25 protein-coding genes are annotated in these 25,496 nt (G+C 73.2%); 12 read left to right on the forward strand and 13 right to left on the reverse strand.

Going from position 1 to position 25,496, the window contains the following annotated elements; translation table 11 throughout:
- Window positions 1-83: 83 nt before the first annotated feature.
- Complete coding sequence (locus BUE29_RS07515) at window positions 84-293, reverse strand: BldC family transcriptional regulator (RefSeq protein ID WP_073388184.1); 210 nt, start codon at window positions 291-293, stop codon at window positions 84-86.
- Between the two features lie 328 nt (window positions 294-621).
- Here BUE29_RS07515 and BUE29_RS07520 point away from each other — a divergent pair, with 328 nt between their 5' ends.
- The gene (locus tag BUE29_RS07520; protein WP_073388186.1) at window positions 622-810 is read left to right on the forward strand and encodes a DUF3073 domain-containing protein; all 189 of its coding nucleotides are present in this window, start codon (window positions 622-624) and stop codon (window positions 808-810) included.
- 130 nt (window positions 811-940) lie between these two features.
- Here BUE29_RS07520 and purM read toward each other — a convergent pair whose 3' ends face one another.
- The 5 genes from purM to purQ form a co-directional block, all read right to left on the reverse strand.
- Window positions 941-2,017 (reverse strand): phosphoribosylformylglycinamidine cyclo-ligase, encoded by a 1,077-nt coding sequence (purM, locus tag BUE29_RS07525; RefSeq protein ID WP_073388188.1) that lies wholly within the window; start codon window positions 2,015-2,017, stop codon window positions 941-943.
- A gap of 10 nt (window positions 2,018-2,027) precedes the next feature.
- Window positions 2,028-3,563, reverse strand: a complete 1,536-nt coding sequence (gene purF / locus BUE29_RS07530; RefSeq protein ID WP_143168050.1) for an amidophosphoribosyltransferase — start codon at window positions 3,561-3,563, stop codon at window positions 2,028-2,030.
- 63 nt (window positions 3,564-3,626) lie between these two features.
- Window positions 3,627-4,391, reverse strand: a complete 765-nt coding sequence (locus BUE29_RS07535) for a sterol carrier family protein (RefSeq protein ID WP_073388190.1) — start codon at window positions 4,389-4,391, stop codon at window positions 3,627-3,629.
- A 7-nt stretch (window positions 4,392-4,398) separates the two neighbouring features.
- Window positions 4,399-6,666, reverse strand: coding sequence for a phosphoribosylformylglycinamidine synthase subunit PurL (gene purL, locus BUE29_RS07540; RefSeq protein ID WP_200800094.1), 2,268 nt, complete (start codon window positions 6,664-6,666; stop codon window positions 4,399-4,401).
- The gene (gene purQ, locus BUE29_RS07545; RefSeq protein ID WP_073388194.1) at window positions 6,663-7,334 is read right to left on the reverse strand and encodes a phosphoribosylformylglycinamidine synthase subunit PurQ; all 672 of its coding nucleotides are present in this window, start codon (window positions 7,332-7,334) and stop codon (window positions 6,663-6,665) included. The genes purL and purQ overlap by 4 nt, the downstream gene beginning before the upstream one ends.
- A 96-nt stretch (window positions 7,335-7,430) precedes the next feature.
- Between purQ and BUE29_RS07550 the strand changes: the two genes are divergently transcribed.
- Both BUE29_RS07550 and BUE29_RS07555 read left to right on the forward strand, forming a co-directional pair.
- Window positions 7,431-8,744, forward strand: a complete 1,314-nt coding sequence (locus tag BUE29_RS07550) for a DUF1800 domain-containing protein (protein ID WP_073388196.1) — start codon at window positions 7,431-7,433, stop codon at window positions 8,742-8,744.
- Between the two features lie 29 nt (window positions 8,745-8,773).
- Window positions 8,774-10,024, forward strand: coding sequence for a DUF1501 domain-containing protein (locus BUE29_RS07555; RefSeq protein ID WP_073388198.1), 1,251 nt, complete (start codon window positions 8,774-8,776; stop codon window positions 10,022-10,024).
- 16 nt (window positions 10,025-10,040) lie between these two features.
- Here BUE29_RS07555 and purS read toward each other — a convergent pair whose 3' ends face one another.
- Both purS and BUE29_RS07565 read right to left on the reverse strand, forming a co-directional pair.
- The gene (gene purS, locus BUE29_RS07560; RefSeq protein ID WP_073388200.1) at window positions 10,041-10,274 is read right to left on the reverse strand and encodes a phosphoribosylformylglycinamidine synthase subunit PurS; all 234 of its coding nucleotides are present in this window, start codon (window positions 10,272-10,274) and stop codon (window positions 10,041-10,043) included.
- Between the two features lie 109 nt (window positions 10,275-10,383).
- On the reverse strand, window positions 10,384-10,947 hold the full coding sequence (locus BUE29_RS07565; RefSeq protein ID WP_073388202.1) for an NADPH-dependent FMN reductase: 564 nt from the start codon (window positions 10,945-10,947) through the stop codon (window positions 10,384-10,386).
- A 76-nt stretch (window positions 10,948-11,023) separates the two neighbouring features.
- On the opposite strand from BUE29_RS07565, the gene BUE29_RS07570 reads away from it, so the two are divergent.
- The gene (locus tag BUE29_RS07570) at window positions 11,024-11,269 is read left to right on the forward strand and encodes a hypothetical protein (protein ID WP_073388204.1); all 246 of its coding nucleotides are present in this window, start codon (window positions 11,024-11,026) and stop codon (window positions 11,267-11,269) included.
- Window positions 11,270-11,290: 21 nt separating this feature from the next.
- On the opposite strand, the gene BUE29_RS07575 is transcribed toward BUE29_RS07570, so the two are convergent.
- The 3 genes from BUE29_RS07575 to BUE29_RS07585 all read right to left on the reverse strand — a co-directional run bounded on the left by BUE29_RS07575 (window position 11,291) and on the right by BUE29_RS07585 (window position 14,517).
- On the reverse strand, window positions 11,291-13,021 hold the full coding sequence (locus BUE29_RS07575) for an outer membrane protein assembly factor BamB family protein (protein WP_159440844.1): 1,731 nt from the start codon (window positions 13,019-13,021) through the stop codon (window positions 11,291-11,293).
- Window positions 13,022-13,226: 205 nt separating this feature from the next.
- A complete protein-coding gene (locus tag BUE29_RS07580; protein ID WP_073389503.1) occupies window positions 13,227-14,132 on the reverse strand; it encodes a phosphoribosylaminoimidazolesuccinocarboxamide synthase in 906 nt (301 codons plus the stop codon).
- A gap of 178 nt (window positions 14,133-14,310) precedes the next feature.
- On the reverse strand, window positions 14,311-14,517 hold the full coding sequence (locus tag BUE29_RS07585; protein ID WP_073388208.1) for a hypothetical protein: 207 nt from the start codon (window positions 14,515-14,517) through the stop codon (window positions 14,311-14,313).
- A 164-nt stretch (window positions 14,518-14,681) separates the two neighbouring features.
- Between BUE29_RS07585 and BUE29_RS07590 the strand changes: the two genes are divergently transcribed.
- Window positions 14,682-15,689, forward strand: a complete 1,008-nt coding sequence (locus BUE29_RS07590) for a helix-turn-helix transcriptional regulator (RefSeq protein ID WP_073388219.1) — start codon at window positions 14,682-14,684, stop codon at window positions 15,687-15,689.
- Window positions 15,690-15,704: 15 nt separating this feature from the next.
- Here the strand turns inward: BUE29_RS07590 and BUE29_RS07595 are convergent, their stop codons facing one another.
- Window positions 15,705-17,060: an amidase gene (locus BUE29_RS07595; RefSeq protein WP_073388221.1), complete on the reverse strand. Its 1,356-nt coding sequence runs from the start codon at window positions 17,058-17,060 to the stop codon at window positions 15,705-15,707.
- 163 nt (window positions 17,061-17,223) lie between these two features.
- Between BUE29_RS07595 and egtA the strand changes: the two genes are divergently transcribed.
- From egtA to BUE29_RS07620, 5 genes are all read left to right on the forward strand, one after another.
- Window positions 17,224-18,498 carry an ergothioneine biosynthesis glutamate--cysteine ligase EgtA gene (egtA, locus tag BUE29_RS07600; protein WP_073388223.1) on the forward strand — a complete coding sequence of 425 codons (1,275 nt, stop codon included), beginning with the start codon at window positions 17,224-17,226 and terminating at the stop codon, window positions 18,496-18,498.
- On the forward strand, window positions 18,491-19,762 hold the full coding sequence (gene egtB, locus BUE29_RS07605; protein ID WP_073388225.1) for an ergothioneine biosynthesis protein EgtB: 1,272 nt from the start codon (window positions 18,491-18,493) through the stop codon (window positions 19,760-19,762). Before egtA ends, egtB begins: the two co-directional genes overlap by 8 nt.
- A gap of 3 nt (window positions 19,763-19,765) precedes the next feature.
- Window positions 19,766-20,455: an ergothioneine biosynthesis protein EgtC gene (egtC, locus tag BUE29_RS07610; RefSeq protein WP_073388227.1), complete on the forward strand. Its 690-nt coding sequence runs from the start codon at window positions 19,766-19,768 to the stop codon at window positions 20,453-20,455.
- Window position 20,456: 1 nt separating this feature from the next.
- Window positions 20,457-21,428, forward strand: a complete 972-nt coding sequence (egtD, locus tag BUE29_RS07615) for an L-histidine N(alpha)-methyltransferase (RefSeq protein ID WP_084180826.1) — start codon at window positions 20,457-20,459, stop codon at window positions 21,426-21,428.
- Window positions 21,429-21,517: 89 nt separating this feature from the next.
- Window positions 21,518-22,324: a lysophospholipid acyltransferase family protein gene (locus BUE29_RS07620; RefSeq protein ID WP_234971391.1), complete on the forward strand. Its 807-nt coding sequence runs from the start codon at window positions 21,518-21,520 to the stop codon at window positions 22,322-22,324.
- 131 nt (window positions 22,325-22,455) lie between these two features.
- Here the strand turns inward: BUE29_RS07620 and BUE29_RS07625 are convergent, their stop codons facing one another.
- Window positions 22,456-23,943 carry an MFS transporter gene (locus tag BUE29_RS07625; RefSeq protein WP_073388231.1) on the reverse strand — a complete coding sequence of 496 codons (1,488 nt, stop codon included), beginning with the start codon at window positions 23,941-23,943 and terminating at the stop codon, window positions 22,456-22,458.
- Between the two features lie 128 nt (window positions 23,944-24,071).
- On the opposite strand from BUE29_RS07625, the gene BUE29_RS07630 reads away from it, so the two are divergent.
- Together BUE29_RS07630 and BUE29_RS21910 are read left to right on the forward strand one after the other, a co-directional pair.
- Window positions 24,072-24,587, forward strand: coding sequence for a SigE family RNA polymerase sigma factor (locus tag BUE29_RS07630; RefSeq protein ID WP_073389509.1), 516 nt, complete (start codon window positions 24,072-24,074; stop codon window positions 24,585-24,587).
- A complete protein-coding gene (locus BUE29_RS21910) occupies window positions 24,584-25,396 on the forward strand; it encodes a hypothetical protein (protein WP_073388233.1) in 813 nt (270 codons plus the stop codon). Before BUE29_RS07630 ends, BUE29_RS21910 begins: the two co-directional genes overlap by 4 nt.
- Window positions 25,397-25,496 lie beyond the last annotated feature (100 nt).

The raw sequence follows: 25,496 nt of genomic DNA on the forward strand, positions 1-25,496 counted from the left end.
GTCCCGCCCCGAACGCAACGACGCCGCACCGGAGTCGCAGCAGAGCGACTCGGGTGCGGCGTCGGAAGCCGCGTGGCGACGACTCAGGCGTCGACGGCGGCGGTGTTGCCGTCCAGCAGCGAGCGGACCTCGGACTCGCGGTAGCGGCGGTGGCCGCCCAGCGTGCGGATCGAGGTGAGCTTGCCGGCCTTGGCCCAGCGGGTCACGGTCTTCGGGTCGACGCGGAACAGCGTCGCAACCTCGGACGGGGTGAGGAGGGCCTCGGTCTCGGGACGAACGCGAACCGTCGTCATGGTGGTGCTCCTTTGAGGTAAACGTCGCGAGAAGTCCTGTTCCTCGCGAACACCATCGAGTATGCCGAGCGTGAAGCGATCCGCCATAGGTGCGCGCTCAACTGTCCACTCTGTGCCATGCAGGAAGTGCCTGTCCAATTTTTCCGGGCCGCAATTCGGACGAATATGGTCACTACCGGACACGTCGCCACGTGGGCTCACCGACGTGCAAGGCCACTTCTGCGCGAGGTAGGCTGTGTTTACGACATGACAAGTTCCCCGGCAACGCCCGCTGAGACACCACGTGTGGCTTGAAGCCGGATGAGCGCGCGAGCGAGGGGGTCGAGCCATGGGGCGCGGCCGTGCCAAGGCCAAACAGCAAAAAGTGGCCCGAGAGCTGAAGTACAACACCCATTTCACCGATCTCGACGCCCTTCAGCGCGAGCTCGGGACTTCCTCCCCTGGTGGCGATCACACCGCGCGGGACGCCGACGTCGATGACGACGACTACGACGAATGGACCGGCACCGACCGGTGACCGCCCGGTCGCCGGCATTGGTGCAGACCACTGACGTCGTCGCGGCGATGACGGACACGTCGATCGCGTGCCAGGCGAAGCTCGTGCTCGCCTGGCACGCGATAGCCGAGTAGGCCACCGAGCGGGCCGCTCAGACCCAGTCCGACGCCGGACCTGCGTAATTCGCGACGAGTGTGACCTCGCCCGGCTGGGTGCTGGCCGCTTCGCGCACGTCCCCGATCGGCCACGCCGGGACGCCCCGGTCGGTGAGCAGCCCGACCGCGTCCTGGACCCGCGCTGCCGGGACCACCGCGACCATGCCGACGCCCAGGTTGAAGGCGAGCTCCAGGTCGGCCCGTGACACGTCGCCGGTGGTGCGCACCAGATCGAAGACCGGCTGCGGCGCCCAGGTGGCGCGGTCGACGGTCGCCGCGGTGCCCGGCGGCAGCACGCGGGCCAGGTTGCCGGCGAGCCCGCCGCCGGTGATGTGGGCGAACGCGTGTGCGCCGCCCCCGGCGGCGAGGGCGAGGCAGTCGAGTGCGTAGATGCGGGTCGGGGTGAGCAGCTCCTCGCCCAGGGTGCGCCCGCCCAGGACGTCCGGCGTGGCGGTGAGGTCGAGCCCGCCCTGGTCGAGCAGGACGTGCCGCACGAGCGAGTATCCGTTGGAGTGCACGCCGCTCGACCCCATCGCGACGAGGACGTCCCCCGGGCGCACCCGCTCGGACCCCAGCACCGCGTCGGCGTCGACGACGCCCACGCCCGTCCCGGAGATGTCGTACTCGTCGGCGCCCATCACGCCCGGGTGCTCCGCGGTCTCGCCGCCGACCAGGGCACAGCCGGCCTGCACGCAGCCCTCGGCGATGCCGGACACGATCGCGGCGATCTTCTCGGGCACGACCTTGCCGGTGGCGATGTAGTCGGTGAGCAGCAGCGGCTCCGCGCCCACGACCACCAGGTCGTCGACGACCATCGCGACGAGGTCGATGCCGATGGTGTCGTGCCGGTCCATCGCCTGCGCGATGACCAGCTTGGTCCCGACCCCGTCGGTGGAGCTGGCCAGCACCGGCTTCGGGTGGCGGGTGAGGTCGAGTGCGAACAGGCCGGCGAAGCCGCCGAGGCCACCACGGGTCTCGGGACGGTCGGTGCGCGCCACCGACGCCTTCATCAGCTCCACGGCGCGCTCACCGGCCTCGACGTCGACACCGGCTCCGGCGTAGGCGTTGCTCACGGCGCGACGCTCACGGCCGGGTGAGGGCGTCCTCGGCCCACGCCGAGGAGCGCTCCGGCTCGCGGCCGAGCAGCTGCGGCACGGCGACCGACCGCTCGATGCCCTCGAGCACGTGCTTGCCCCCCATGGTCGCCGGGATGGCGATCGGGTACTCGCCGTCGAAGCAGGCGCGACACAGCCGCGTCTTGGGCTGTTCGGTCGCGGCGATCATGCTCTCCAGCGAGACGTAGCCGAGCGAATCGGCGCCGATGGAGTGGCGGATGCCGTCGTTGTCGAGCCCGTTCGCGACGAGCTCGGCCCGCGAGGCGAAGTCGATGCCGTAGAAGCACGGCCACTTGACCGGCGGCGCCGAGATGCGAACGTGCACCTCGACCGCCCCCGCCTCGCGCAGCATGCGGATCAGGGCGCGCTGGGTGTTGCCGCGCACGATCGTGTCGTCGACGACGACCAGTCGCTTGCCCCGGATCACGTCGCGCAACGGGTTGAGCTTGAGCCGGATGCCGAGCTGCCGGATCGTCTGCGAGGGCTGGATGAAGGTGCGTCCGACGTAGGAGTTCTTGACCAGCCCGAGGCCGTAGGGGATGCCGGACGCCTCGGCGTAGCCGATGGCCGCCGGCACCCCGGACTCGGGCACCGGGATGACGAGGTCGGCCTCGGCCGGGTGCTCGCGGGCCAGCCGGCGGCCGAGCTCCACGCGCGCCGAGTGCACGCTGCGGCCGGCGATGGTGGTGTCGGGGCGGGCGAGGTAGACGTACTCGAACACGCAGCCCTTGGGCTTGGGGGCGGCGAAGCTCTGCGAGCGCAACCCGTCCGCGTCGATCGCCACGAGCTCGCCCGGCTCGACCTCGCGCACGAAGCTGGCGCCGACGATGTCGAGCGCGGCGGTCTCGGACGTCACGACCCACCCACGCTCGAGCCGCCCCAAGACCAGCGGTCGCACGCCCTGCGGGTCGCGGGCGGCGTAGAGCGTGTGCTCGTCCATGAAGACGAGTGAGAAGGCGCCCTCGAGCTTGGGCAGGACCTCGCTCGCCGCCTGCTCGACGCTGACGTCGGGGCGCGCCGCGAGCATCGCGGTCAGCAGCTCGGAGTCGGTCGTGGCGCCCATCGAGCTGCCGCGGATGCCCGCCGCGCGCGCCTCGTCGGCGAGATCGGCGGTGTTGACGAGGTTGCCGTTGTGCCCGAGCGCGAGACCGGTGCCCGCGGGGGTGGTGCGGAAGCTCGGCTGCGAGTTCTCCCACGTGGTCGACCCGGTCGTGGAGTAGCGGGTGTGCCCGACGGCGATGTGCCCCTGCAGCGTGGCGAGCGTCGCCTCGTCGAAGACCTGCGAGACGAGACCGAGGTCCTTGTAGACCACCAGCGAGCTGCCGTCGCTCACGGCGATGCCCGCCGCCTCCTGCCCGCGGTGCTGCAGCGCGTACAGCCCGTAGTAGGTCAGCTTCGCGACGTCCTCGCCGGGCGCCCACACGCCGAAGACGCCGCACGCGTCCTGGGGGCCCTTGTCGTCGTCGAACAGATTGTGGGTCAGCTTGCCGTCACCACGAGCCACGTCGTCGAGTGTAAGGGCCCGGCCGGGGCCGGCGCGCCGCGGGCGCGGGTGTGGCGCGGCGCGTCAGGCGAGGACGGGCAGGAAGCCGGCCAGGTCGCTGCGGGGACCGGTCGCACGGACGGTGCCCGCGGCGACGGCCGCGGCGAAGTCGAGCCGCCCGGTCGCGAGGCGCAGCCAGGTGACGGCGTCGGTCTCGACGACGTTGGGTGGCGTGCCCCGCGTGTGCCGCGGTCCCGGCACGGCCTGCACCGCGACGAACGGCGGCACTCGCAGCTCCACCGAGCGGCCCGGAGCCTGCGCGGCCAGGATCTCGGCCAGGACGCGGACGGTCGTGGCGAGGGCCGGGCGCAGCAGCGGGACGGGATCGTGCCCGGGCAGCGACCGGGACGCGTCGTCGCAGTGGACGACGAGGTCCAGGACGCGGGTCCGGGCGAAGTCGAGCGCGGTGATCGGTCCCCGCGGGCCGGCGAGCACGGTCGCGTCCGCGATCTCGGTGGTCGGCAGCGGCGCCCGCAACCGCGCCACCAGCTCGTCGCGACCGTCCGCACCGGTCGTGGCGACGCTGGCCGCCGCGATGTCGGCGGCCGCGGGCGCGTACGCCTGCACGTAGGACGCCGCGGGCACGGCCCGGCCCTCGCCGCGGGTGTCGAGGTGGTGGACCAATCCCTCCTTGCTGCTCGCGACGTGCCCGACGAGCACCCGCACCGTCCAGCCGGGCAGGATGCCGGCCCGCTCGAGGTCCGGCGTCGGCAACGCGGCGACCCAGTCGGCGAGCGCCGCCGCCTGCGCGCCGTACTCGGCGAGCGCCGCGGCCAGCCGCGGGCTCATCGTGCGATCACGGCTCGAAGCGTCGACGGATGGTGTCGCCCCACGCCGCGCGCAGCTCGCGCAGCGGGATCCGGAACTGTCCGTCGACGGCGAGATCGGCCTCGAGGATGTCGACCCGTCCGAGCCGGCTGCTCGGCAGCCCGTGCTCCTGGCACAGCTGCGCGAAGCGCTCCTCGTTCGCCCGGGTGACGCTGACGAGCACGCGACCGGCCGACTCGCTGAACAGCGTCACGAACGGGTCGGCGTCGGGCAGCGTGACCCGGGCCCCGGCGTTGCCGCGCAGGCAGCCCTCGACGAGGGCCTGCGCCAGCCCGCCGTCGGCGAGGTCGTGTGCGGACTCGAGCAGCGATTCCCGCGCGGCCGTGACGAGGACGTCGGCCAGCCGGCGCTCGCGGTCGAGGTCGACCTGGGGCGGCCGGCCGCCGAGGAAGCCGTGGACCGCGTACGCCCACTCCGAGCCCCCGAACTCGTCGCGGGTGTCGCCGAGCAGGTAGAGCTGCGCGCCGTCGGCACGCAACCCCTGCGGGACGCGGCGGGCGACGTCGTCGATGACCCCCAGGACACCGATGACCGGGGTCGGCAGGATCGGCGTGGACCCGGTCTGGTTGTAGAAGCTGACGTTGCCGCCGGTGACCGGCACCCCGAGCGCCTGGCACCCGTCGGCGAGACCGCGCACCGCCTCGCTGAACTGCCACATGACGCCGGGGTCCTCGGGCGAGCCGAAGTTCAGGCAGTTGGTGACCGCGAGTGGCCGGGCGCCCGTCGTCGCGACGTTGCGGTAGGCCTCGGCCAGGGCGAGCTGCGCACCGGCGTACGGGTCGAGCCGCGCGTAGCGGCCGTTGCCGTCGGTGGCGATCGCGATGCCACGGGTAGTGGAGTCGTCGATGCGCACGATGCCCGCGTCCTCGGGCTGGGCGAGCACGGTGTTGCCGAGCACGTAGCGGTCGTACTGGTCGGTGACCCACGACTTGTCGGCCAGGTTCGGCGACGCGGCGAGACGCAGCACGGTCGCGCGCAACTGGTCCCCGCGCGTCGGCCGGGGCAGCGAGGCGCCGTCGTGCTGGACGAGCACGTCCTGGTCGAGCGGCCGCTCGATCGGCCGTTCGTAGACCGGGCCGTCGTTGGCGGCCGTCGTCGGGGGCAGGTCGACGATGAGCTCGTCGTGCCACGTCATCCGCAGCCGGCCGGTGTCGGTGACCGTCCCGATGACCGTGGACAGGACGTCCCACTTGGCGCACACGGCGAGGAACTCGTCGAGCTTCTCGGGCGTCACCACCGCCATCATGCGTTCCTGCGACTCGCTCATCAGGATCTCCTCGGGCGCGAGGCCCGAGTCACGCAGCGGGACGAGGTCGAGCCGGACGTCCATGCCGCCGGTGCCGGCGGCGGCGAGCTCGGTCGTCGCGCACGAGATGCCGGCGGCGCCGAGGTCCTGGATGCCGACGACGAGGTCGGCGGCGAAGATCTCCAGGCAGCACTCGATGAGCACCTTCTCGGCAAACGGGTCGCCGACCTGGACGCTGGGCCGCTTGGTCTCGCCCTCGGCCTCGAACGTCGCGCTCGCGAGGACCGACGCCCCACCGATGCCGTCGCCGCCGGTGCGCGCGCCGAAGAGCACCACGTGGTTGCCCGGCCCGTCGGCCTTGGCCAGCTTGATGCCGTCGGCCCGCATGACCCCCGCGCACAGCGCGTTCACGAGCGGGTTGCCGATGTAGCTCTCGTCGAAGACGATCTCGCCGCCGATGTTGGGCAGCCCGAGGCAGTTGCCGTACCCACCCACGCCGGCGACGACGCCGGGCAGCACGCGGCCGGTGTCGGCGGCCTGCAGCGGGCCGAAGCGCAGGCTGTCCATCACGGCGACGGGCCGCGCGCCCATCGTCAGGATGTCGCGGACGATGCCGCCGACGCCCGTCGCCGCGCCCTGGTACGGCTCCACGAAGGACGGGTGGTTGTGCGACTCGATCTTGAACGTGACCGCCCAGCCGTCGCCGACGTCGACGACGCCGGCGTTCTCGCCCATGCCGACGAGCAGGGCGTCGGTCGCGGGCGCCTTGTCGCGGAACTGGCGCAGATGCACGATCGAGGACTTGTAGGAGCAGTGCTCGCTCCACATCACCGAGTAGATCGCGAGCTCGGAGCTCGTGGGGCGCCGGCCGAGGATCTCGCGCACCCGCGCGTACTCGTCGGCGGCCATGCCGAGTTCCTTGAACGGCTGGGCCCGATCGGGCGTCTCCCCCGCGACCTCGACGGTGTCGAGGTCCACGCGCGGGCTCATGCCGGCACCCCGAGCAGGGAGCGGAAGAAGCCGAGCCCGTCGGTGCCCGGCCCGGTCAGGGCGTCGATGGCGTGCTCGGGGTGCGGCATCAGCCCGACGACGTTGCCGGCCTCGTTGCTGATGCCGGCGATGTGGCGCTGGCTGCCGTTCGGGTTGCCGTCCACGTAGCGCGCGACCACGCGCCCCTCGGCCTCGAGGGCGTCCAACGTCGCCGCGTCGGCCACGTAACCGCCCTCGGCGTTCTTGATGGGGACGACGATCTCCTGGCCCTCGCGGTAGTCCGACGTCCAGCGGGTGCGGGTGTTCTCGACCCGCAGCGTCTGGTCGCGGCAGACGAAGCGCTGGTGGTCGTTGCGGACCAGCGCGCCGGGCAGCAGGTGCGCCTCGCACAGGACCTGGAAGCCGTTGCAGATGCCGAGGACGGGCATCCCGTTGTGCGCGCCGTCGATGACCGAGGCCATGACCGGCGAGAAGCGGGCGATGGCGCCGCAGCGCAGGTAGTCGCCGTAGGAGAAGCCGCCGGGCAGGATCACCGCGTCGACGTCGTGCAGCCACGGGTCGGCGTGCCACAGGGCGACGGCCTCGCCGCCGGCCGCGCGGACCGCGCGTGCGGCGTCCCGATCGTCCAGACTGCCGGGGAAGGTGACCACGCCGATGCGAGCTGACACTCCGACAGGTTACCGGGCCACCCGTGCCACCGGTCCTGGAGCGGATCCGAACGGTGGCCTGACCTCCCTCGAACACGACGCGGGTTCGATCCCGGCATGGACAGCGAGTGGGCCGCAGCGGCACGACTGGTCCGGCGGACCGGGTTCGGTGCATCCGGTCGCACCGTGGACGCCGTGCTCCGGGAGGGCGGTGCCGCCTACGTACGGCGCATCGTGGCGGCGGACCCGACGGCCGACGCCGGAGCCCGCCGAACACCGCCGCCGCGCTTCCCGGCGGTGGCGTCGCCGCGACCGGGAGGGGGCATGTCGGCGGCGCAGAAGAAGCAGCGCAACGCCGCCCGCCACGACGAATCCGTTCAGCTCACCGGATGGTGGCTGCGGCGCATGCTCGCGGTCGAGCAACCGTTCGGCGAGAAGGCGACCTTCGTCTGGCACTCGCACTTCGCGACGTCGCTGAAGAAGGTCAAGATCGCCTCGCTGATGCTGCAGCACAACGAGCGGCAGCGCGGGCTCGCGACCTCGCGGTTCGACACGCTCGCGTACACGATGTTGCTGGACGCGGCCACGCAACGCTGGCTCGACAACGTCCGCAACACCGTCACGGGCCCCAACGAGAACCTGTCGCGTGAGTTCATGGAGGTCTTCACGCTCGGTCACGCGGACGGTTACACCGAACACGACGTGCGCGACGGTGCGCGCGCGCTGACCGGGTACAAGGTCGACCCGCACGACGGCACGGTCTCGCTGCGGCCGGCGTTGCACGACACCGGCGCCAAGACGGTGTTCGGCCACACCGGCGACTTCGACGCGAAGGGCTTCTGCGACGCCGTCCTCGCCCGTCCGGGTTGCGCCCGTTACGTCGTGGCGCGCTTGTTCGGACGTCTCGTCTCCGATCGCGCAGCGGACGACGCCACGCAGGACCGGCTGCTCGCGGCGTACGGTCCCCGCCGCGACCTGGCGGAGCTCCTCGTCGCGATGTTCACCGATCACGCGTTCGACGACGCGCGCGACACCTTCGTGGTGGGGCCGGTCGAGTGGCTGATCGGTGCGATGCGGGCACTCGGGGTCACCGCCGACTCCGACGCGGAGCTGCGGCAGACCACCGCGACCCTCGACGCCCTCGGCCAGTTGCCGTTCTTCCCACCGAGCGTCGGCGGATGGCCGAGCGGAGCGGTGTGGCTGTCGACCGCGGCGGCCGACCTGCGGTTCCGGGCGGCCGGACGCCTCGTGCAGCACGCCGATCTCGACGACCTGACCGGTTCCCCGACCGCGCGGGTGGAGGCCATCGCCTATCGCCTGGGGATCGCCACGTGGTCCGACCGGACGTTGGCGGTGTTGCGGGGAACGGCGGGGGACGTCCGCCAGCTCGCCGCGGTCGCGCTCAACAGCCCCGAGTACCTCGTCCACTGAGAGCCGTTCCGACGCCTGGGAGAACATCGATGGACACCGTGACCCGCCGCCGCTTCCTGCTCGCCTCCGGCGTCACCGGTGCCGCCGGCCTCGCTGCCGGAGCGGCCGCCCTCGATCATCGGACGTTGCAGCTGCGGGCGGCCGAGACGCCGCTGGCCGGGGACGCGAACGTCCTCGTCCTGGTGACCCTGTACGGCGGCAACGACGGCCTGAACACCGTGGTGCCCTACGGCGACAAGGCCTATCAGGACGGCCGTCCCGACCTCGCGTACGCGGAGTCGGCCGTGCACCGTCTCGGCGACGGCCTCGGCCTCAACCCGGCGCTGAAGGGTATGGCCGGCCTCTGGGCCGAGCGCCGTCTCGCGATCGTCCGCGGCGTCGGGTACCCCCGGCCCGACTTCAGCCACTTCCGCTCGATGGACATCTGGCAGACCGCGTCGCCGACGACCCCCGTCCCCACCGGATGGATCGGACGATGGCTGGACGCGACGGGTGACGACCCCGTCCGAGCGGTCAACGTCGGCTCGGTGCTCGCCCCGGCGGCGGTCGGGGCCCGGTGCACCGCTGCGGCGCTCGACGCCGATCAGGCCCGGCTACGGGCCGCCTTCGCGCCTGCGGTCACCCAGCTCGCGGTACCGGCGTCGGGCGAGAAGCCGGCGCGGGCCGCCGTCCGAACCTCGTACCGCAACGAGCGGACGGTCGCGACGACGTTCGCGACCGCGCTCGGGCCGTCCGCGCCGCGTCAGGGGTCGGGGCAGGGCGGCGGCGCGAGCAGGAAGGCCGGGCACAGCGGCCAGTCCTCGAACGCCCTGGCCGACCAGCTCACCTTCGTCGGGCGGTGCGTCAGGGCCGGCGTCCCCACCCGGGTGTATCTCGTGAGCCTCGGTGGCTTCGACACGCACGCGGACGAGAAGGGGACGCAGGAGAAGTTGCTGAGCACCCTCGACGAGGCGGTCGCCGGGTTCGTGACCGACATGGCTGCCGACGAGCGCGGCCGTCGGGTGGTCGTGGCCGTCTACTCCGAGTTCGGGCGCCGGGTCGTCGCGAACGGCGGCGACGGCACCGACCACGGAACGGCCGGGCCCGTGTTCGTCGCGGGCGCCCCGGTGCGCGGCGGGTTCTACGGCGAACAGCCGTCGCTGACCGACCTCGACGACGGCAATCTCAAGTCCTCGGTCGACTTCCGGGCCGTGTACGGCGAGCTCGTCCACCGGGTCCTGGCGAGCGACCCCCACGCCGTGCTCGACACCGTGCCTGCCGAACTCGGGTTCCTCGCCTGAGCGGAGGGGCGGTGTCTCAGACCCGCCGGATCGAGTAGTTCTCGATGACGGGGTTCGCGAGCAGCGTGTCGGCGATCCGCGCGAGCGCGTCGCCGTCGAGCGCGTCCTCGACCTCGAGCTCGAAGTGCTTGCCCTGACGGACGCCGGTCACGCCCGTCACGCCGAGGCGGCCGAGCGCGCCGAGGATGGCCTGACCCTGCGGGTCCAGGATCTCGGGCTTCAGCACGACATCAACGACCACGCGGGCCACGGCGACTCCTGTTCCGACGACTGCTCGGTGACACCCTAGGCCACCCACCGATCACGCTTTTGGCGGCTGAGCGCACCATAGTGCGCTCTGCCGCCAAAAGCGGGTCGGGTCAGCTCGCGGCGCGGACGCCGGCCAGCGGTTCCGCGAGCTTGACCAGTTCGTCGAGCATCACATCGGCGGACTGCGCGACGACGTCGGTGGGCTCGAATCCCCCGTCGCCGAGCATCGTGCGCGCCATCGGGATCAGCACGGTGTCGCCGACGGGCACCATGCGCACCGCGGTGACGACCTGCTTGAGCATCTGCACCGCCCGCATGCCGCCGGAGACGCCGCCGTAGCTGACGAAGCCCACGGGCTTGTAGCGCCACTCGCGGTTGAGGTAGTCGATCGCGTTCTTCAGCGCCGCGTTGAACGCGTAGTTGTACTCCGGCGTCACCATCACCACCGCGTCGGCGGCGTCGACCCGCGCACTCCAGTCCTTCGTGTGCTGATGCTCGTACTTGCCGGTCATCGGGTGGGCCGGCTCGTCGTGCAGCGGCAGCGCGATCTCGGCCAGGTCGGCGACCTCGACCTCGAAGCCGCCGTGCTGCGACGCGCGATCGGCGAACCAGTCGCCGATCGGCTTGCCGATCCGGCCGGGACGTGTGCTCGCGATGATGACCAGCAACTTCATGCCGTGCTCCCTTAGGTTGACTCGTCAACCATATCAGCGCAGGACACCTGCCCCTGCGCCGTGGTCGGATGGCGGCATGACCACACCGTCCCCGCACCGAACGATCCAGGTCGTCATCGACCTCGAGGATGCCGAATCCGTCGCCGCCACGACCGACAGTCATCAGCAGGCCGCCGACTGGCTGCTGGGCGAGCTCGGGCGCGGCGACGGATCGCCGTACCCGCCCGTCACCGACGAGGCCGGGCTGACCGAGCTGGTCGACGCGATCAACGACAAGCTCGGCACGTCCGGCGTCGACGTCCGCTGGTCGTACGTCGACTGAGTCCCGACGCGCGCCGAGCCCTCAGCGCAGCCCGACGACGACCGACGTCCCGTTCGCGCCCACCGATGCGGTGTCGGCCAGCACCACCGCGCCCGGCGCCGCGACCAGCCGTGCCGGCTCGGTCACGGAGGTCCGCTTCGGGAACGGGCCACCGAGGCGGACGGTGATCGTGTGCTGGAAGCGGGCGCTGCCGTAGTCGGCGGTGCGCACCTGCACGATGCCCTTCTCGTCGGCGCCGGCGGTGGGCGCGCGCTCCGCGCAGACGACCGAACGGGCCAGCACCGCGCCGAGCTCGGCGGAGGCACAGTTCGCCGGTGGCCCGGGGGGAAGCAGAACCCGTCTCGTACGGATGTCGCGCAATCCGCGCCCGGCCCCGGTGGTCGCGTCGTGCGCGACGATCGGGGCGGTCGTCGAATCGACTGCGAAGCCCCGGACGACGGCTCCCGTCGCCGTGTCGAGCAGGACGCTGCGGGAGTGCGCGCCCTCGACGTAGGCCGCGTAGACCAGGTCACCCCCGCTCGAGACGGTGGTGACGAGGTCCAAGCGGCTCGGCAACCGGGTCGTGTGGTGCCACCGCACGTGGCCGGTCGCCCCGTCGAGCAACTGCACGGTGGCGTTCGCCGGGCCTTCGCCGGCCCCGCAGAGCAGGAAGACCACAAGGCCCGCCGGCAGCGCCCGCGCACTGTTCAGCCCCTGGTGCAGCACGCAGCCCGACGGTGCGCGATAGGTCCAGCTGCGCCTCCCGGTGCGCAACGAACGGGCCTCGTATCCCTCGTCGTCGGAGCCCTGGGCACCGTTCGAACCGAGCAGCGTCGTGTCGGTGACCTGCAGCCTCGACGGGCCGAGCAGGCCGTCGTTGCCCTTCGTCCGCAACGCGAACCGCACCCGTCCGGACACGGCATCGAGCCCGAACAGCCGCTGGACGCCGCCGCCGAGGTCGAAGCCGACGAGCACGACGGTGCGGTCGGGCGTGGCGGCGAGCCGGACGGCCTGCGCGCCCGACCGTTCGTAGTGCCAGCGTTCCTTGCCCGTCCTCCCGTCGACGGCGGTGACGCCGCGTGCGGTCAGCACGGCCACGCCGGTGCCGGCCGCCACGACCTCCTGGACCTGCCCGTGCACGGTGAAGGCCCACGCCTGCCTGGCCACCGCCGACGGCGCCGCCGGCGCGGTGGTGGAGGCAGCGGTCGTCGCGTCGACCGTCCACCCGCTCGCGCTCGACGACAACGGAACGCTGGTCGCCGCCACGAGCGCGACGCCGACGGCTCCGCCGACGACGGCGAACGGGCGGGGACGACCCAGGCGGGGCGGGAACCCCGCGAACAGCAGCAGGGCACCGATGCCGGTGGCCAGGCCACCGACCGCGACCAGGAGTGTCTGCGCGCCCGGGAATCCCAGGTCGTGCTGTGACCGCAGTCCGAGGGCACCCACGACCGCCGCCCCCAGGGCCAGCAGGGCGGTCAAGGTCGTGCAGACCACCAGCAGGACGGTCGGTGCCAGCCAGCGGCGCGAACCTGCCACACCCCGATGTGCGAGCACGACACAGCCGAGCAACGCTGCGATCGCGAGCCACGTCAACACGATCAGGGCCTGCGCCGACCCACGGCCCGGCGACGGGGAGACGAGATCGTCGGCCACACCCCAGCCGCCCACGACCAGCACCACGGTGCCGGCGAGCAACAGGCCCACCCCGAATCCGAACGACACCGTCCTCGTGACCCCGGCCCGTCCGCCGGTCCCGCTACGCTCGGACACCGGGACTTTGTACACGACCTCGCGCGACCACACCCGCCGGACGCGCACCGTAGCTCTGCGGTCCGGGCCGACGACCCACGATCCGCGCCTGGCCCCATGCGGGCGCGGTCAGCTGATCGTCGCCAACGCGTCGGCGTGGGGCCAAGCCCACTCGGCACTGCGCTCGCATGGGCAAGCCCACTCGACGCCGCGCCGGCAGGGATGGCTAGGGCCAGTCGGCGAAGCGCAGGCCCGTCAAGCGCTCGTACGCCTCGACGTAGCGCTCGCGCGTCGCGGCCACGACCTCGTCGGGGAGGGGCGGCGGGGCGTCACCGGAGGCGCGGTCCCAACCCGACTCGGGACCGAGCAGCCAGTTGCGGACGTACTGCTTGTCGAAGCTGGGCTGCGGACGGCCCGGCGTCCAGTCGTCGGCGGGCCAGAACCGCGAGGAGTCCGGCGTGAGCACCTCGTCGCCCAGGACGAGATCGTCGCTGCCGGGCACGCGGCCGAACTCGAACTTGGTGTCGGCGAGGACGATGCCGCGCTCGCGGGCGATGCCCGCCGCGACGTCGTAGATGCGCAGCGTCACCTCGCGCAGCGCCGCTGCCGTCGGCTCGCCGACCACACCCGCGACAGCGGCGAACGACACGTTCTCGTCGTGCTCGCCCAGCGCGGCCTTGGTCGCCGGGGTGAAGATCGGCCGGGGCAGTCGGTCGCCGTCGACGAGCCCGGCCGGCAGCGCCACGCCGCACACGGCGCCGGTCTCGCGGTAGTCGAGGAGCCCCGACCCGGTCAGGTAGCCGCGCGCGACCGCCTCGACCGGCAGCATCTCCAGCTGCCGGCACACGAGCGCCCGCCCGCGCCAGGACGCGGGGATAGCGGCGTCGTCGAGACTGAGCACGTGGTTCGCGACGACGTCGGCGAGCTGCTCGAACCACCACACCGACATCGCGGTCAGGATGCGACCCTTGTCGGGGATCGTGGTGCCGAGGACGAAGTCGAAGGCCGATATGCGGTCGCTCGCGAGCATGATCAGCCGGCCGTCCTCGGTCCGGTAGAGGTCACGGACCTTGCCGCTGTGGACGTGCGTGAGGCCGCCGGGGACGGCGGGCGCGGCATCGGGTGCAGTCACCGCGCGATCCTCCCAGATCACCGGACGGCCGACCCGGCCCCGCGGGCGGACAGACACCGATCCCGCCCTCCTGGCCGCGCCCGACGGGGCGTGACCACTGCTGTGGAGGGCGGGATCGGTGTCGATGCTGTCGAGGGCCGCCAGGACTACGGCCTCGACGTGCGATGGCGCGGTGCCGTCACCACCACCAGTCGCCGGGGCGGCGGACCCCGACGGAGACGTGCGCCGTGGTGGCCGGTGTGCCGACCGTGGTGGTGACCGACGTGCTGACCGACGTGGTCGCGCTCGCGTCGGCGGGTGCGGCCGTGGCGACACCCGCGCCGCCGGCGACGAGGCCGACGGCCAGCGCCGCGACGGCGGCGAACTTGGCGATGACGCTGCGCATGAGGTCCCTATTTGTCACGTTAGATCCAATTTTCCCGGCTGGTGACTTTGAGTTGATCCCTGCCACCAAACGAGTTCTTGACAATAGGATTCAGGCAGACGAGCGGGCTTTCAAACCCTGGCAGTGGCAGGTAGCTGCCTGGCACCTAATGACGGACGGTACATATGGGCGAATTCGGTGAACTGACCGAATCCGACGTCGCCCTGTACCGCGCGGTGCTCGAGGAGCCGGGTCGCGGGGTCCCCGACATCGCCGCATCGTTGGCGGTCACCTCGGACGACATCGACAAGTCGGTCGCGCGTCTCGTCGAGCTCGGCCTGCTCCGCCACGGCGACGGCGACCGTCTCACCGGGGTCAGCCCCATGCTGGCCGAGGCCACCGTGCTCGGCGCCGAGGACCTCGAGCTCGGCGCGCGCCGGGCGGCGGTCGAGCAGCGTCGCGACACGATCCGGCGCCTCGTCCCGCAATGGAACTCGGCCTTCACCAGCGCGGTGCACGAGGGCGTCGTCGACGTGATCAGCGACCAGAGCGCGATCGCGAACATCCTCATGCACTACGCGGACCGCTGCGAGCACGAGCTGCTCTCCGTCGCCCCCGGGCGGCTGCCCGCCACGCGCATGGACGGCCGGACCCGCGTCGCGAACGTGTACTCGGCGCGCCGCGGCATCAAGACCCGGGCGCTGTACCAGCACACGGCGCTGCGCGACCGGGCCACGCGCTCCTACCTGAACGAGCTGGCGCAGAACGGCGCCACCATCCGGTTCGCGCCGTCGGTCCCCGGTCGCAGCCTCGTCGTCGACCGGTCGGTCGCGCTGCTGCCCATCCCCACCGACGACCCCGGCCGGCACGGGCTCGCGGTCGTGCGCGAGCGCAACGTGATCGCATGGGTCGTCGCCACCTTCGAGCAGCTGTGGTCCGAGGCGTCGCCGCTCGAGGACGTCATCAACCGCCAGCACGACGACACCGAGCTCGACCAGACCCGGGCGGCGATCCTGCGGTTGATGGCCGAGGGCGAGAAGGACGAGGCGATCTCGCGCCGGCTGGCGATCTCGGTGCGGACCTGCCGGCGGCACATCGCCGACTACATGGCGCAGGTCGGGGCGACGAGCCGGTTCCAGGCCGGGGTCATCGCCGCACGGGCCGGCCACACCGATTCCCCGACGCAGTCCTGACGCGCCCCCGCGGGGTCAGCCGAGGTCGTCGACCGTCCGCCGCCAGGGCCGGGCGCGCTCGAGCTGGGCGGCCAGGGCCAGCAGCGTGTCCTCCCCGCCCGGCGGGCACACGAGCTGCACGGCCAGCGGCGTGCCGGTGGGGCCGGGTTCGCCGGTGGGCAGCGTCAACGCCGGCCACCCCGCCAGGTTCCACGGCGCGGCGAACGGGGCGTAGCGCGCGTTCGACCAGACGTTGGCCAGCCAGCCCCGTTCGCTCCACGCGCGGGCCCGCGGCGGGGACTGGGCGAGCGCGGGCGTCACCAGCACGTCGTGGTCGGTGAAGAACCGCTCGGCCCGGCTGCGCCAGGACGTCCGGCCCTGCTCCCGCGGCAGGCCGAGACGCAACGCCGCGCGGCCGAGCGCGGCGTGGCGCGCGGTCCGCACCTGCAGGCGTGACCGGTCGGCCACGAGCCGGGCGTCCAGCTCCGTCCCCGCCGTCCACCGGACGGCCTGCGAGAGCACCAGCCTCGCCGGGTAGGGCACCTCGGCGGTGCGGACCCGGTGGCCCGCCGCGGCCAGCGCGTCGCCGGTCGTGCGGGCCGCGGCCACCCAGTCCGGATGCACCGGGGTGCCGACGACGGGAGCGCGCACCGAGACCGCCACCCGGAGCGGCGCGGGGTCGGCGAGCGGGGCGACCGGACGGTCGGCCATCACGGCGAAGGTCAGGGCGGCGTCCTGCACCGTCGTCGCGAGCGGGCCGTTCTCGGCCATGCCGAACCACGACCCGTTGCCGAGGTCGGCCGGGACGACACCGCTCCCCGGCTTCAGCCCCACCAGGCCGCAGCACGCCGCCGGGATGCGGATGGAGCCCATGCCGTCGTTGCCGTGCGCGACCGGCACCGTGGCGGCGGCCACCGCGGCGGCGGCGCCCCCGGACGACCCGCCCGGGCTCACCCGCCGGTTCCACGGATTGCGCGTGACGGCGGCAGCCGAGTCGGTGGTGCCGAAGACGCACAGCTCGGGGGTGTTCGTCAGCCCGACGACCACGGCCCCGGCGGCGCGCAGCCGGCGCACGACCTCGTGGTCGCTCGTGCGGGGCGTGTCGTCCGTCGCCGCCGAGCCGTTGCGCAACGCCTCGCCCGTCACCGGCACGTTGTCCTTCACCGCGACCGGGACGCCGGCCAGCGCGAGCCGGTCGCGGTCGGGTCGCGCGTCCACGAGGTCGGCCTCGCGCAGCGCGGCGAACACCCGCACCTCGCGGTAGGCCTCGATCCCGCCGTCGACCTCCTCGATCCGGCGCAGCGCGAGCTCGACCGCCTCCCGCGCCGAATAGGTGCCCGCGCGCACGGCGGCGGCGATGGCGGCGGCCGTCCCCGGCCGGGCTGCGGTCATGGCGGCAGGGTAGCGAGGGCCCCGTGGCGGCCCGGTGTTTGGCGTTGTCAGAGGCGTGAGCAACACTGGAGGAGCAAGGCACGAGGACGGTCGAAACTGCGGCCGCCCCCGCACCGACCCGCGGTCGCTGCAGCAGCGACCGGTCCGGACCTGGAGGGGGCGGATGACCGCTCACACCGCGTCGTCGACCCTGCGCGACGACCCACTCATCGACCCCGCCGACGCGCTCGCGGCCGCCCGCGACCACATCGTCGCCGCGGCGCTGACCCCGTCCGCGGGCGGCCGCGTCGGGCTCGAGCTCGAATGCCATCTGATCGACCTGCGCCGACCGGGGCGTCGGCCGGAGTGGGACGAGGTCGTCGCGGTCGCCGGGTCGTTGCCGGCGATGCCCTCGGGCAGCCGGGTGACGCTGGAGCCCGGCGGGCAGATCGAGCTGTCGACGCCCCCCACCGACGACGTGGCCTCGTCGGTCGCCGCCCTGCGCGCCGACCGGCAGGTGCTGCGCGACGGGCTGGCCCGCGCCGGCTTCGGTGCCGCGCCGCTGGGCACCGACCCCGCCCGTCCCGTCCGGCGGGTCAATCCCAGCGGCCGCTACGTCGCCATGGAGCAGCACTTCGCGGCCGTCGACTGCGCCGACCCCGGCCGGGCGATGATGACCGGCACGGCCGCCCTGCAGGTCAACCTCGACGCCGGCCCGGAGGCCGAATGGGCGCAGCGGCTGTCCCTCGTCGCCGCGCTGGGTCCGGTCCTCGTGGCCGCCTCGGCGGGGTCGCCCTACCTCGCCGGCGAGTCCTCGGGCTGGCACTCGATGCGCCAACAGATCTGGCACGGCATCGACCACGGCCGCAGCGACCCGATCACCCCCGGCAGCGAGCCGGCGCAGGCGTGGGCGTCGTACGCGCTCGACGCACCGGTCATGCTGGTGCGCCCCGCCGACGGCGGCGACGACGTGCACCCGGTACGGCAGCGGGTGCCGTTCCGGGACTGGCTGCAGGGCCGGGCACCGATCGAACGGCGACCCACCCTCGCCGATCTCGACTACCACCTGACGACGCTGTTCCCGCCCGTCCGGCCGCGGGGGTACGTCGAGATCCGCTGCCTGGACGCGCTGCCCGACCGGTGGTGGCCGGCACTCGCCACGCTGACCGCCGTCCTGCTCGACGACCCCGACGCGGCGGCGGCCGCGGCCGAACTGACCCGGCCCGTCGTCGGGGCGTGGGAGGCCGCCGCCCGCGACGGCCTGCGCGATCCCGCGATCGCGGCCGCGGTGCGCGGCTGCGTCGACGTGGCACTCGTGCACTGCCCGGACGAACTGCGCCCCGAACTGACCGCGCTCGCCGACCTCGTGGCCGCGGGGCGGACGCCGAGCGACGAGCTGCGCGAGCGCGCCGACCGGGTCGGCCCGCTGCGCCTGCTGGAGGAGGAAGCCCATGCGTGACATCGCCGCGAACGGTCTGCAGACCGCGCGGGCCCGCACCCTGACCCTGACCGAGTTCGACGACCACGAGCTGACGACCCAGCACAGCCCGCTGATGAGCCCGCTCGTCTGGGACCTCGCCCACATCGGACAGCAGGAGGACCTCTGGCTCCTGCGTGGCGGTGAGTCCGCTGCCCAGGGCCTGCTCTCGTGCCAGGTCGAGCGCCTGTACGACGCGTTCGAGAACCCGCGTGCGACACGGGCGACGCTGCCGCTGCTGTCGCCGGCCGAGGCCCGCACCTACCTCGCCGACGTCCGCAACCGGATCCTCGACGGCCTCGACCGGCTGCCCGACCCGTCGGGCGAGGACCTCTTCCCCTACGTCATGGTCGAGCAGCACGAGCAGATGCACAACGAGACGATGCTCGCCACCCATCAGCTGCGCGACGGCACACCGATCCTGGGCGCGGGCGCCCCACTGCCGACAGGACGGACGGTGCCGGACGGCTCGGTGCTGGTGCCCGCCGGCGAGTTCGTCCTGGGTGTCGACGGCACCGAGGAGCCGTGGTCGCTCGACAACGAGCGGCCCGCGCACGTCGTCGACCTCGCGGCGTTCCGCATCGCCAGGGTTCCGGTCACCAACGCCGAGTACCAGCGCTTCGTCGACGCCGGCGGGTACGACGAGCCGCGCTGGTGGTCCGCGCGGGGCTGGGCGCACCGGCAGGAGGCCGGCCTGACCGCTCCCCAGTTCTGGCTGGGCGACGGCTCGCGTCGCCGGTTCGGCAGCGTCGAGGCTCTCGTCCCCGACGAGCCCGTGCAGCACGTCTGCTTCTTCGAGGCCGAGGCGTACGCGGCGTGGGCCGGCGCCCGACTGCCCAGCGAGCAGGAGTGGGAGAAGGCCTGCGTCTGGGATCCCGAGCTGGGGCGGCGACGCCGCTGGCCGTGGGGTGCGGCCGACCCGACGCCGGCGCTGGCCAATCTCGGCGGCGGGTCGCTGCGGCCGGCGCCCGTCGGCGCGTACCCCGACGGCGCGTCCGCCTACGGCGTCGAGCAGCTGATCGGCGACGTGTGGGAGTGGACGTCCTCCGGCTTCGAGGCCTGGCCGGGGTTCACGCCGATGCTCTACCGCCAGTACAGCGCGCCGTTCTTCGGTGGGGACTTCCGCGTGCTGCGCGGCGGCTCGTGGGCCGTCGGCGGCAACACGATCCGCCCGTCCTTCCGCAACTGGGACCTCCCGATCCGCCGCCAGATCTTCACCGGCTTCCGCCTCGCCTGGGACGCCTGAACCGTGTGTCGTCACCTGGCGTGGCTCGGGACGCCGCGGGATCTCGCGTCGCTCGTGCTGGACCCGCCTGCGGGGCTGCAGACCCAGGCCTACGCGCCGCGGCGGCAGAAGCGTGGCCTGCTCAACGCCGACGGCTGGGGCGTCGGCTTCTACGACGCCGACGGCACGGTGCGGCGCTGGCGCTCGGCACGGCCGCTGTGGAACGACGCGTCCTTCGCCTCGGTCGCGCCGGTGCTCGCATCGCACGCCGTGCTCGCGGCGGTGCGCTCGGCCACGGTGGGCATGCCGATCGACGAGACCGCCGCCGCCCCGTTCACCGACGGGCGCTGGCTGTTGTCGCACAACGGCAAGGTGTCCCGCGCCGCCCTCCCCGCGACGCTCGACGCCGAGTCGGTGTGCGACTCGGCCGTCCTGGCGGCGCACGTGTTCGCGCAGGGACCGCCCGCCCTCGTCTCGATTTTACGCGATATCGCGCAAAAAGATTCCGGGTCGTTCCTCAACGTGCTCATGACCGACGGCGAGAAGATCGTCGGGGTGACGTGGGGCGACGAGCTGAGCTACCTCGAGACCGACGCCGGAGTCGCCGTCGCGAGCGAGCCCTGGGACGACGATCCCGGCTGGGTCGACGTCCCCGACCACCACCTGATCGAGGTGACGCGATCCGGCGTCACCGTGACCGACCTGGAGGCCTGACGTGCCGGTCAACGACACGGCGATCCATCTCGATCCGGGAGCGCTGAACGCGCAGTTGGCGCGCGACGTCCGCGCCGGGCTGACCGCGGATCCGAAGACGCTGCCGCCGAAGTACTTCTACGACGCGCACGGCAGCGATCTGTTCGACCGCATCACCCGGCTGCCCGAGTACTACCCCTTCCGCGCCGAACGGGCCGCGCTCGAAGCGCACGCCAGCGACATCGCGGCGGCCACCGGCGCGCAGGCGCTCGTCGAGCTCGGCAGCGGCACGTCGGAGAAGACGCGCCTCCTGCTGCGGGCCCTGCAGGGTGCCGGCACCCTCACCCACTTCGTGCCCTTCGACGTCGATCCGGCCGTCCTCAAGGACGCGAGCGCCGCGGTCGCCGAGGAGTACCCGCAGCTCGAGATCGAGCCGATCGTCGGCGACTTCGAGCAGCACCTCGGGCTGCTGCCACGGCATCCCGCCCGACTCGTCGCGTTCCTGGGCTCGACCGTGGGCAATCTCGATCCGGCGCAACGCGAGAGGTTCCTCGCTGACGTGCGACACACCCTCGTCGACGGCGACGCGCTGCTGCTCGGCACCGACCTGGTGAAGGACACCGATCGCCTCGTCGCCGCGTACGACGACGCCGAGGGAGTGACCGCCCAGTTCGACAAGAACGTCCTCTCGGTGATCAACCGCGACCTGGGGGGACGCTTCGACCCCGACGCGTTCGACCACGTCGCCCGGTGGGACGCCGACGAGGAACGCATCGAGATGCGGCTGCGCTCCCGATGGGAGCAGAGCGTCCGCATCGACGCGCTCGACCTCGACGTGCACCTCGCCCGCGACGAGGAGATCCGCACCGAGATCTCGTCGAAGTTCCGCCGCGAGCGGGTCGAGGCCGAGCTCGCCGTCGCCGGGCTGCGCCTCACCCACTGGTGGACCGACCCAGCCGGCGACTTCGCGCTGTCGCTGTCCCAGCCCGCCTGAGCCGATCGCCCGGTCGCGGCGAGCACGGCCACCGGCGCGGCGGGCCTCCCGCAGGCTTGCCGGAGCCGCCGGCAGGGCAGGCTGGGGTCGTGATCACCTCGGTACGGGCGCGCCTTCGCGGACGGGACCGCACCTATCGGGTGGTCATCGGCATCTTCCGGGGCGTGTTCGGACTGCTCGGCCTGCGTTTCGAGCTGCGCGGCGTCGAGCACCTGCCCGCGGCCGGCCCGGCGGTGCTGGCGTGCAACCACCTCAGCTACCTGGACTTCACCTTCGTCGGCCTGGTCGCGTCCGGCCGGGCACGGCTCGTGCGCTTCATGGCCAAGCAGTCGACCTTCGAGAACCCGGTCTCCGGCCCGCTCATGCGCCGGATGCGCCACATCCCCGTCGACCGGGACAGCGGCGCCGCGGCGTACCGGGTGGCCGCGCGCCGACTCGCCGCCGGTGAGCTCGTCGGGGTCTTCCCCGAGGCGACGATCAGCCGGTCGTTCACCCTCAAGTCCTTCAAGCTCGGCGCCGCCACGCTCGCGACGTGGGAGCAGGTCCCGCTGGTGCCGGTCGTGCTGTGGGCCCCGCAGCGGACCTTCACCGTGGACGGCCGGCGCAGCCTGCGCCGTGGCAAGACCATCCGCGTCTTCGTCGGCGCGCCGTTGCACCCGGCCCGCGACGCCGACCGGGCGGCGGTGGACGCCGAGCTCCGGCGCCGCATGCAGGGCCTGCTGGACGACGCCATGGCCGGGTACCCCGACGTGCCGCGCGACGCCGACGACCACTGGTGGCTCCCCGGCGCGCACGGCGGCACGGCTCCGACGCTGGCGGACGCCGCGGTGGCCGAGGCCGCGGCCCGGGAACGGTCGCGGGCCCGGCGCGATGCGCGCCGGGCGCGTCGCCGCTAGCTGTACGGGAACGCGCGGGCGGATCAGCGAACGGTCAGCGCGCCCACGTCGCCCTTGGCGACCTTCGGGGTCGTCGGCGTGCTCGTCCAGAGGACGTAGCGACCGGTGCCCTGGCGCGGAGGGCGGCGGCGTCAGTGATGGTGTGGGGCGTCGAGCGGGCAGCGGGCGGCGTCCCGGCTGGGCTCCGTCCCGGCCGGCGTCCCGGCCGGTGGCGGCCCGGGCACACCGGCCCGGGCCAGCAGGACGAAGGACAGCACTCCACCGACGGCGCACAGCACCCCCGCCACGACGACGGCGTGGTGGAAACCGGCCGACAGCTCGGCCGGCCGGTCGTACGCGGCCGGGGTGATGCCGGCGAGGCCCGGCAGCACGGCCACGGCGAGCAGACCGGCGACGCGGGCGATGTCGTTGTTGACCGCCGAGGCGACCCCGACCTGTCGCGGTGGGGCGGCCGCGAGCGCCGTCGCGGTCAGCGGCGCGACCGTCGCCGAGAGGCCGAGCGCGAACACCACGACCGCCGGCAGCACGTCGGTCGCGTAGGAGGCGTGCTCCCCCACGCGGACGAGCAGGACCAGGCCGAGCCCGGCCACGATCGGGCCGACCGTCATCGGCCCGCGGGCGCCGATGCGCGCCGCCAGCCGGCCGGCCCGGCTCGACAGCAGCAGCATCACGAACGTCATCGGCAGCAGGGCGCTCCCCGCCGCCACCGGCGTGAAGCCCGACACCCGTTGCAGCTGCACCGGGATCAGGAACAGCGAGCCGCCCAGCGCGGCGTACATGACGAAGGTGACGGCATTGGCCGCGACGAACTGCCGGTCCGCGAACAGCGACAACGGCATCATCGGGTGCCGGCTGCGCGCCTCGACCACCACGAACGCGGCGAGCAGGACCACACCGACGATCAGCAGGACGATGATCCCGACCGGCCAGCCCCGGGTGGGTCCGTCGGTCAGCGCGAGGACGGTGAGCGCGAGGCCGGCCGCGGCGAGCACCACGCCGGGGACGTCGTAGTGCGGTTCGGCGTCGTCGTCGCGGAGCTCGGGGACGTAGCGCACCGCCAGCCAGACGACGGCCGCGGCGAGCGGCACGTTGAGCAGGAAGACGAGCCGCCAGCCCCACGGCGCGACCCCGACGAGCACGCCGCCCACGACCGGCCCCACCGCGGTCGCGACGCCACCGAGCCCGGACCACGAGCCCACCGCCGCGGCGCGGTCGTCGCGCCGGAACACCGACTCGATGATGGCGAGCGACCCGGGGGTCAGCAGCGCCGCGCCGACGCCCTGCAGCAGTCGCATGGCGATCAGCAGGCCGGCGGTCGGCGCCACCGCGCAGCCGATCGAGGCGACGGTGAACCACACGACCCCGACCACGTAGATCCGCCGTCGGCCGAGATGGTCGCCGAGGGACCCGCCGAGCAGCAGGAACCCGGCGAGCGTCAGCGTGTACGCGTTGACCGTCCACTGCAGCGCGGTCAGCCCCGCGTCGAGGTCACCACCGATCCGCGGCAGCGCGACGTTGACGACGGTGCCGTCGAGCATGGCCATCCCGCTGCCGAGGATGGTCGCGGCGAGCACCCCGCGGCCGGCCGCGGACTTCAGCGCCAGGCCGGGTTCGGTCACCCCTGGACGGTAGCGCCGCCGGCCGCACCGAGCCGTCCGCCGCGAGCCGGGCGTCGTCCCGCGCGAGGAAAATCGGTGGCCGGACGTGACCACACATCGGGCCGGGGGTGCGTCTTAGAGACGTGGTCATGACCGAGTTCGACACCTTCGCCCGGCGCGAGCTGGATGGTCTGCTGCGCTACGCCACCGTGCTCACCGGCGATCCCGACCTGGCCCGGGACCTGGTGCAGGACGTAATGGTCAAGGCGTTCCGCCGGTGGTCGTTGGTGAGTGCAGCCGACAACCAACGTGCCTACGTGCGGACGATGGTGACCCGGGCGTTCCTCTCCTGGCGTCGCAGCTGGGCGGTCCGTCACGTCGTCCTCCCGTTCGACGAACTCCCCGAGGGGCCGCCCACCGGCGATCACGCGGGCGCGATCGCCGAGCGGGACGACGCACTGCAGCGGCTGCGCGGCCTGCCTCGCCGTCAGCGCAGCGTGCTCGTCCTGCGCTACTTCGAGCGGCTGACCGACAACGAGATCGCCGAGGTCCTCGGCTGCTCGCCGGTCACGGTCCGCGGCTACGCGTCCCGCGCGCTCGCCACTCTCCGCGCAGACCCTCACCCCGATTTCGCCGTCACCTCATCCATCAAGGAGCACTCATGATCGACGACCGTTCGCTCGACGACGCCTTCGCCCACGAGGCCGACAGGGCACCTGACGCGGCCTCGGTGCTGGACGACGTCCACCAGCGCATCGCCCGCCGTCGCCGGGTCGCCACGACCCGCGCAGTCACTGCCCTCGCCGCCGCCGCGGCCGTGACCGCCCTCGCCGTCGGTGTCGCCGCGATCAGCGGGCCCGCGGACCCGCAGCACGACCCGTCCGTCGCGGTCGGCGGCGCCCCCGCCGCGACCTCCGCCCCCGCCGCGTCCTCCGCCCCGGCCGCGTCCTCCGCCTCGGCAGGCGCCTCCACGTCGGCGGACCACCGCCCGGCGAGCAGCTCCGCGGCGTCGCTGTCCGGGTCCGGGGGCCCGACCAGGTCGATCGTGACCAGCGCGCGCGACTACTCCTCGATCGACGCGGGCTGGCTCCCCGGCCCGGCCCGGCAGCAGGGCGAGCAGACCTTCAACAATCCCGGTTTCGAGCAGCGGGACTGGACCGTCTCGGTCGACGGGTCGGACGTCGACGTCGTGATCTGGACCCTGAAGGGGTCCCTGCCCACGCGCATGCAGGCCACCGGCGGCGGGCGGGGCGACTACACGAAGGTCACCGTCGACGGACACGAGGGGCGGCAGTTCCGCGGCAACCACGTCACCATCGTCGCCTTCGACCGCGGGGACGGCACGATCGCCTACGCCGGCCCGAGCGTGCAACGGCTGACCGACAAGGTGACCAGCGAGCGAATCGCCGCCATCGCGCGCAAGGTCGCCGAGAACATGCAGTTCGACCAGCACGACCCGATCCCCGGCCGCTGAGCCCGTCCCGCGGGGCAACCGTCAGGGCGCTGCTGTCCGACAGCAGCGCCCTGACACCGCGCCGATCCGTCGCGCTCCGTGACGTGTCCCGCGCTCGCTA

It is taken from the genome of Jatrophihabitans endophyticus (genome assembly GCF_900129455.1).
GTDB classification, from domain to species: domain Bacteria; phylum Actinomycetota; class Actinomycetes; order Mycobacteriales; family Jatrophihabitantaceae; genus Jatrophihabitans; species Jatrophihabitans endophyticus.

What these genes read in the sequence shown, in the direction of transcription:
- BUE29_RS07515 (WP_073388184.1), bottom strand. Translation starts at nt 293, where the DNA reads ATGACGACGGTTCGCGTTCGTCCCGAGACCGAGGCCCTCCTCACCCCG.
- BUE29_RS07520 (WP_073388186.1), top strand. Translation starts at nt 622, where the DNA reads ATGGGGCGCGGCCGTGCCAAGGCCAAACAGCAAAAAGTGGCCCGAGAG.
- BUE29_RS07535 (WP_073388190.1), bottom strand. Translation starts at nt 4,391, where the DNA reads ATGAGCCCGCGGCTGGCCGCGGCGCTCGCCGAGTACGGCGCGCAGGCG.
- purL (WP_200800094.1), bottom strand. Translation starts at nt 6,666, where the DNA reads ATGAGCCCGCGCGTGGACCTCGACACCGTCGAGGTCGCGGGGGAGACG.
- BUE29_RS07550 (WP_073388196.1), top strand. Translation starts at nt 7,431, where the DNA reads ATGGACAGCGAGTGGGCCGCAGCGGCACGACTGGTCCGGCGGACCGGG.
- BUE29_RS07555 (WP_073388198.1), top strand. Translation starts at nt 8,774, where the DNA reads ATGGACACCGTGACCCGCCGCCGCTTCCTGCTCGCCTCCGGCGTCACC.
- BUE29_RS07565 (WP_073388202.1), bottom strand. Translation starts at nt 10,947, where the DNA reads ATGAAGTTGCTGGTCATCATCGCGAGCACACGTCCCGGCCGGATCGGC.
- BUE29_RS07570 (WP_073388204.1), top strand. Translation starts at nt 11,024, where the DNA reads ATGACCACACCGTCCCCGCACCGAACGATCCAGGTCGTCATCGACCTC.
- BUE29_RS07585 (WP_073388208.1), bottom strand. Translation starts at nt 14,517, where the DNA reads ATGCGCAGCGTCATCGCCAAGTTCGCCGCCGTCGCGGCGCTGGCCGTC.
- BUE29_RS07590 (WP_073388219.1), top strand. Translation starts at nt 14,682, where the DNA reads ATGGGCGAATTCGGTGAACTGACCGAATCCGACGTCGCCCTGTACCGC.
- BUE29_RS07595 (WP_073388221.1), bottom strand. Translation starts at nt 17,060, where the DNA reads ATGACCGCAGCCCGGCCGGGGACGGCCGCCGCCATCGCCGCCGCCGTG.
- egtA (WP_073388223.1), top strand. Translation starts at nt 17,224, where the DNA reads ATGACCGCTCACACCGCGTCGTCGACCCTGCGCGACGACCCACTCATC.
- egtB (WP_073388225.1), top strand. Translation starts at nt 18,491, where the DNA reads ATGCGTGACATCGCCGCGAACGGTCTGCAGACCGCGCGGGCCCGCACC.
- BUE29_RS07630 (WP_073389509.1), top strand. Translation starts at nt 24,072, where the DNA reads ATGACCGAGTTCGACACCTTCGCCCGGCGCGAGCTGGATGGTCTGCTG.
- BUE29_RS21910 (WP_073388233.1), top strand. Translation starts at nt 24,584, where the DNA reads ATGATCGACGACCGTTCGCTCGACGACGCCTTCGCCCACGAGGCCGAC.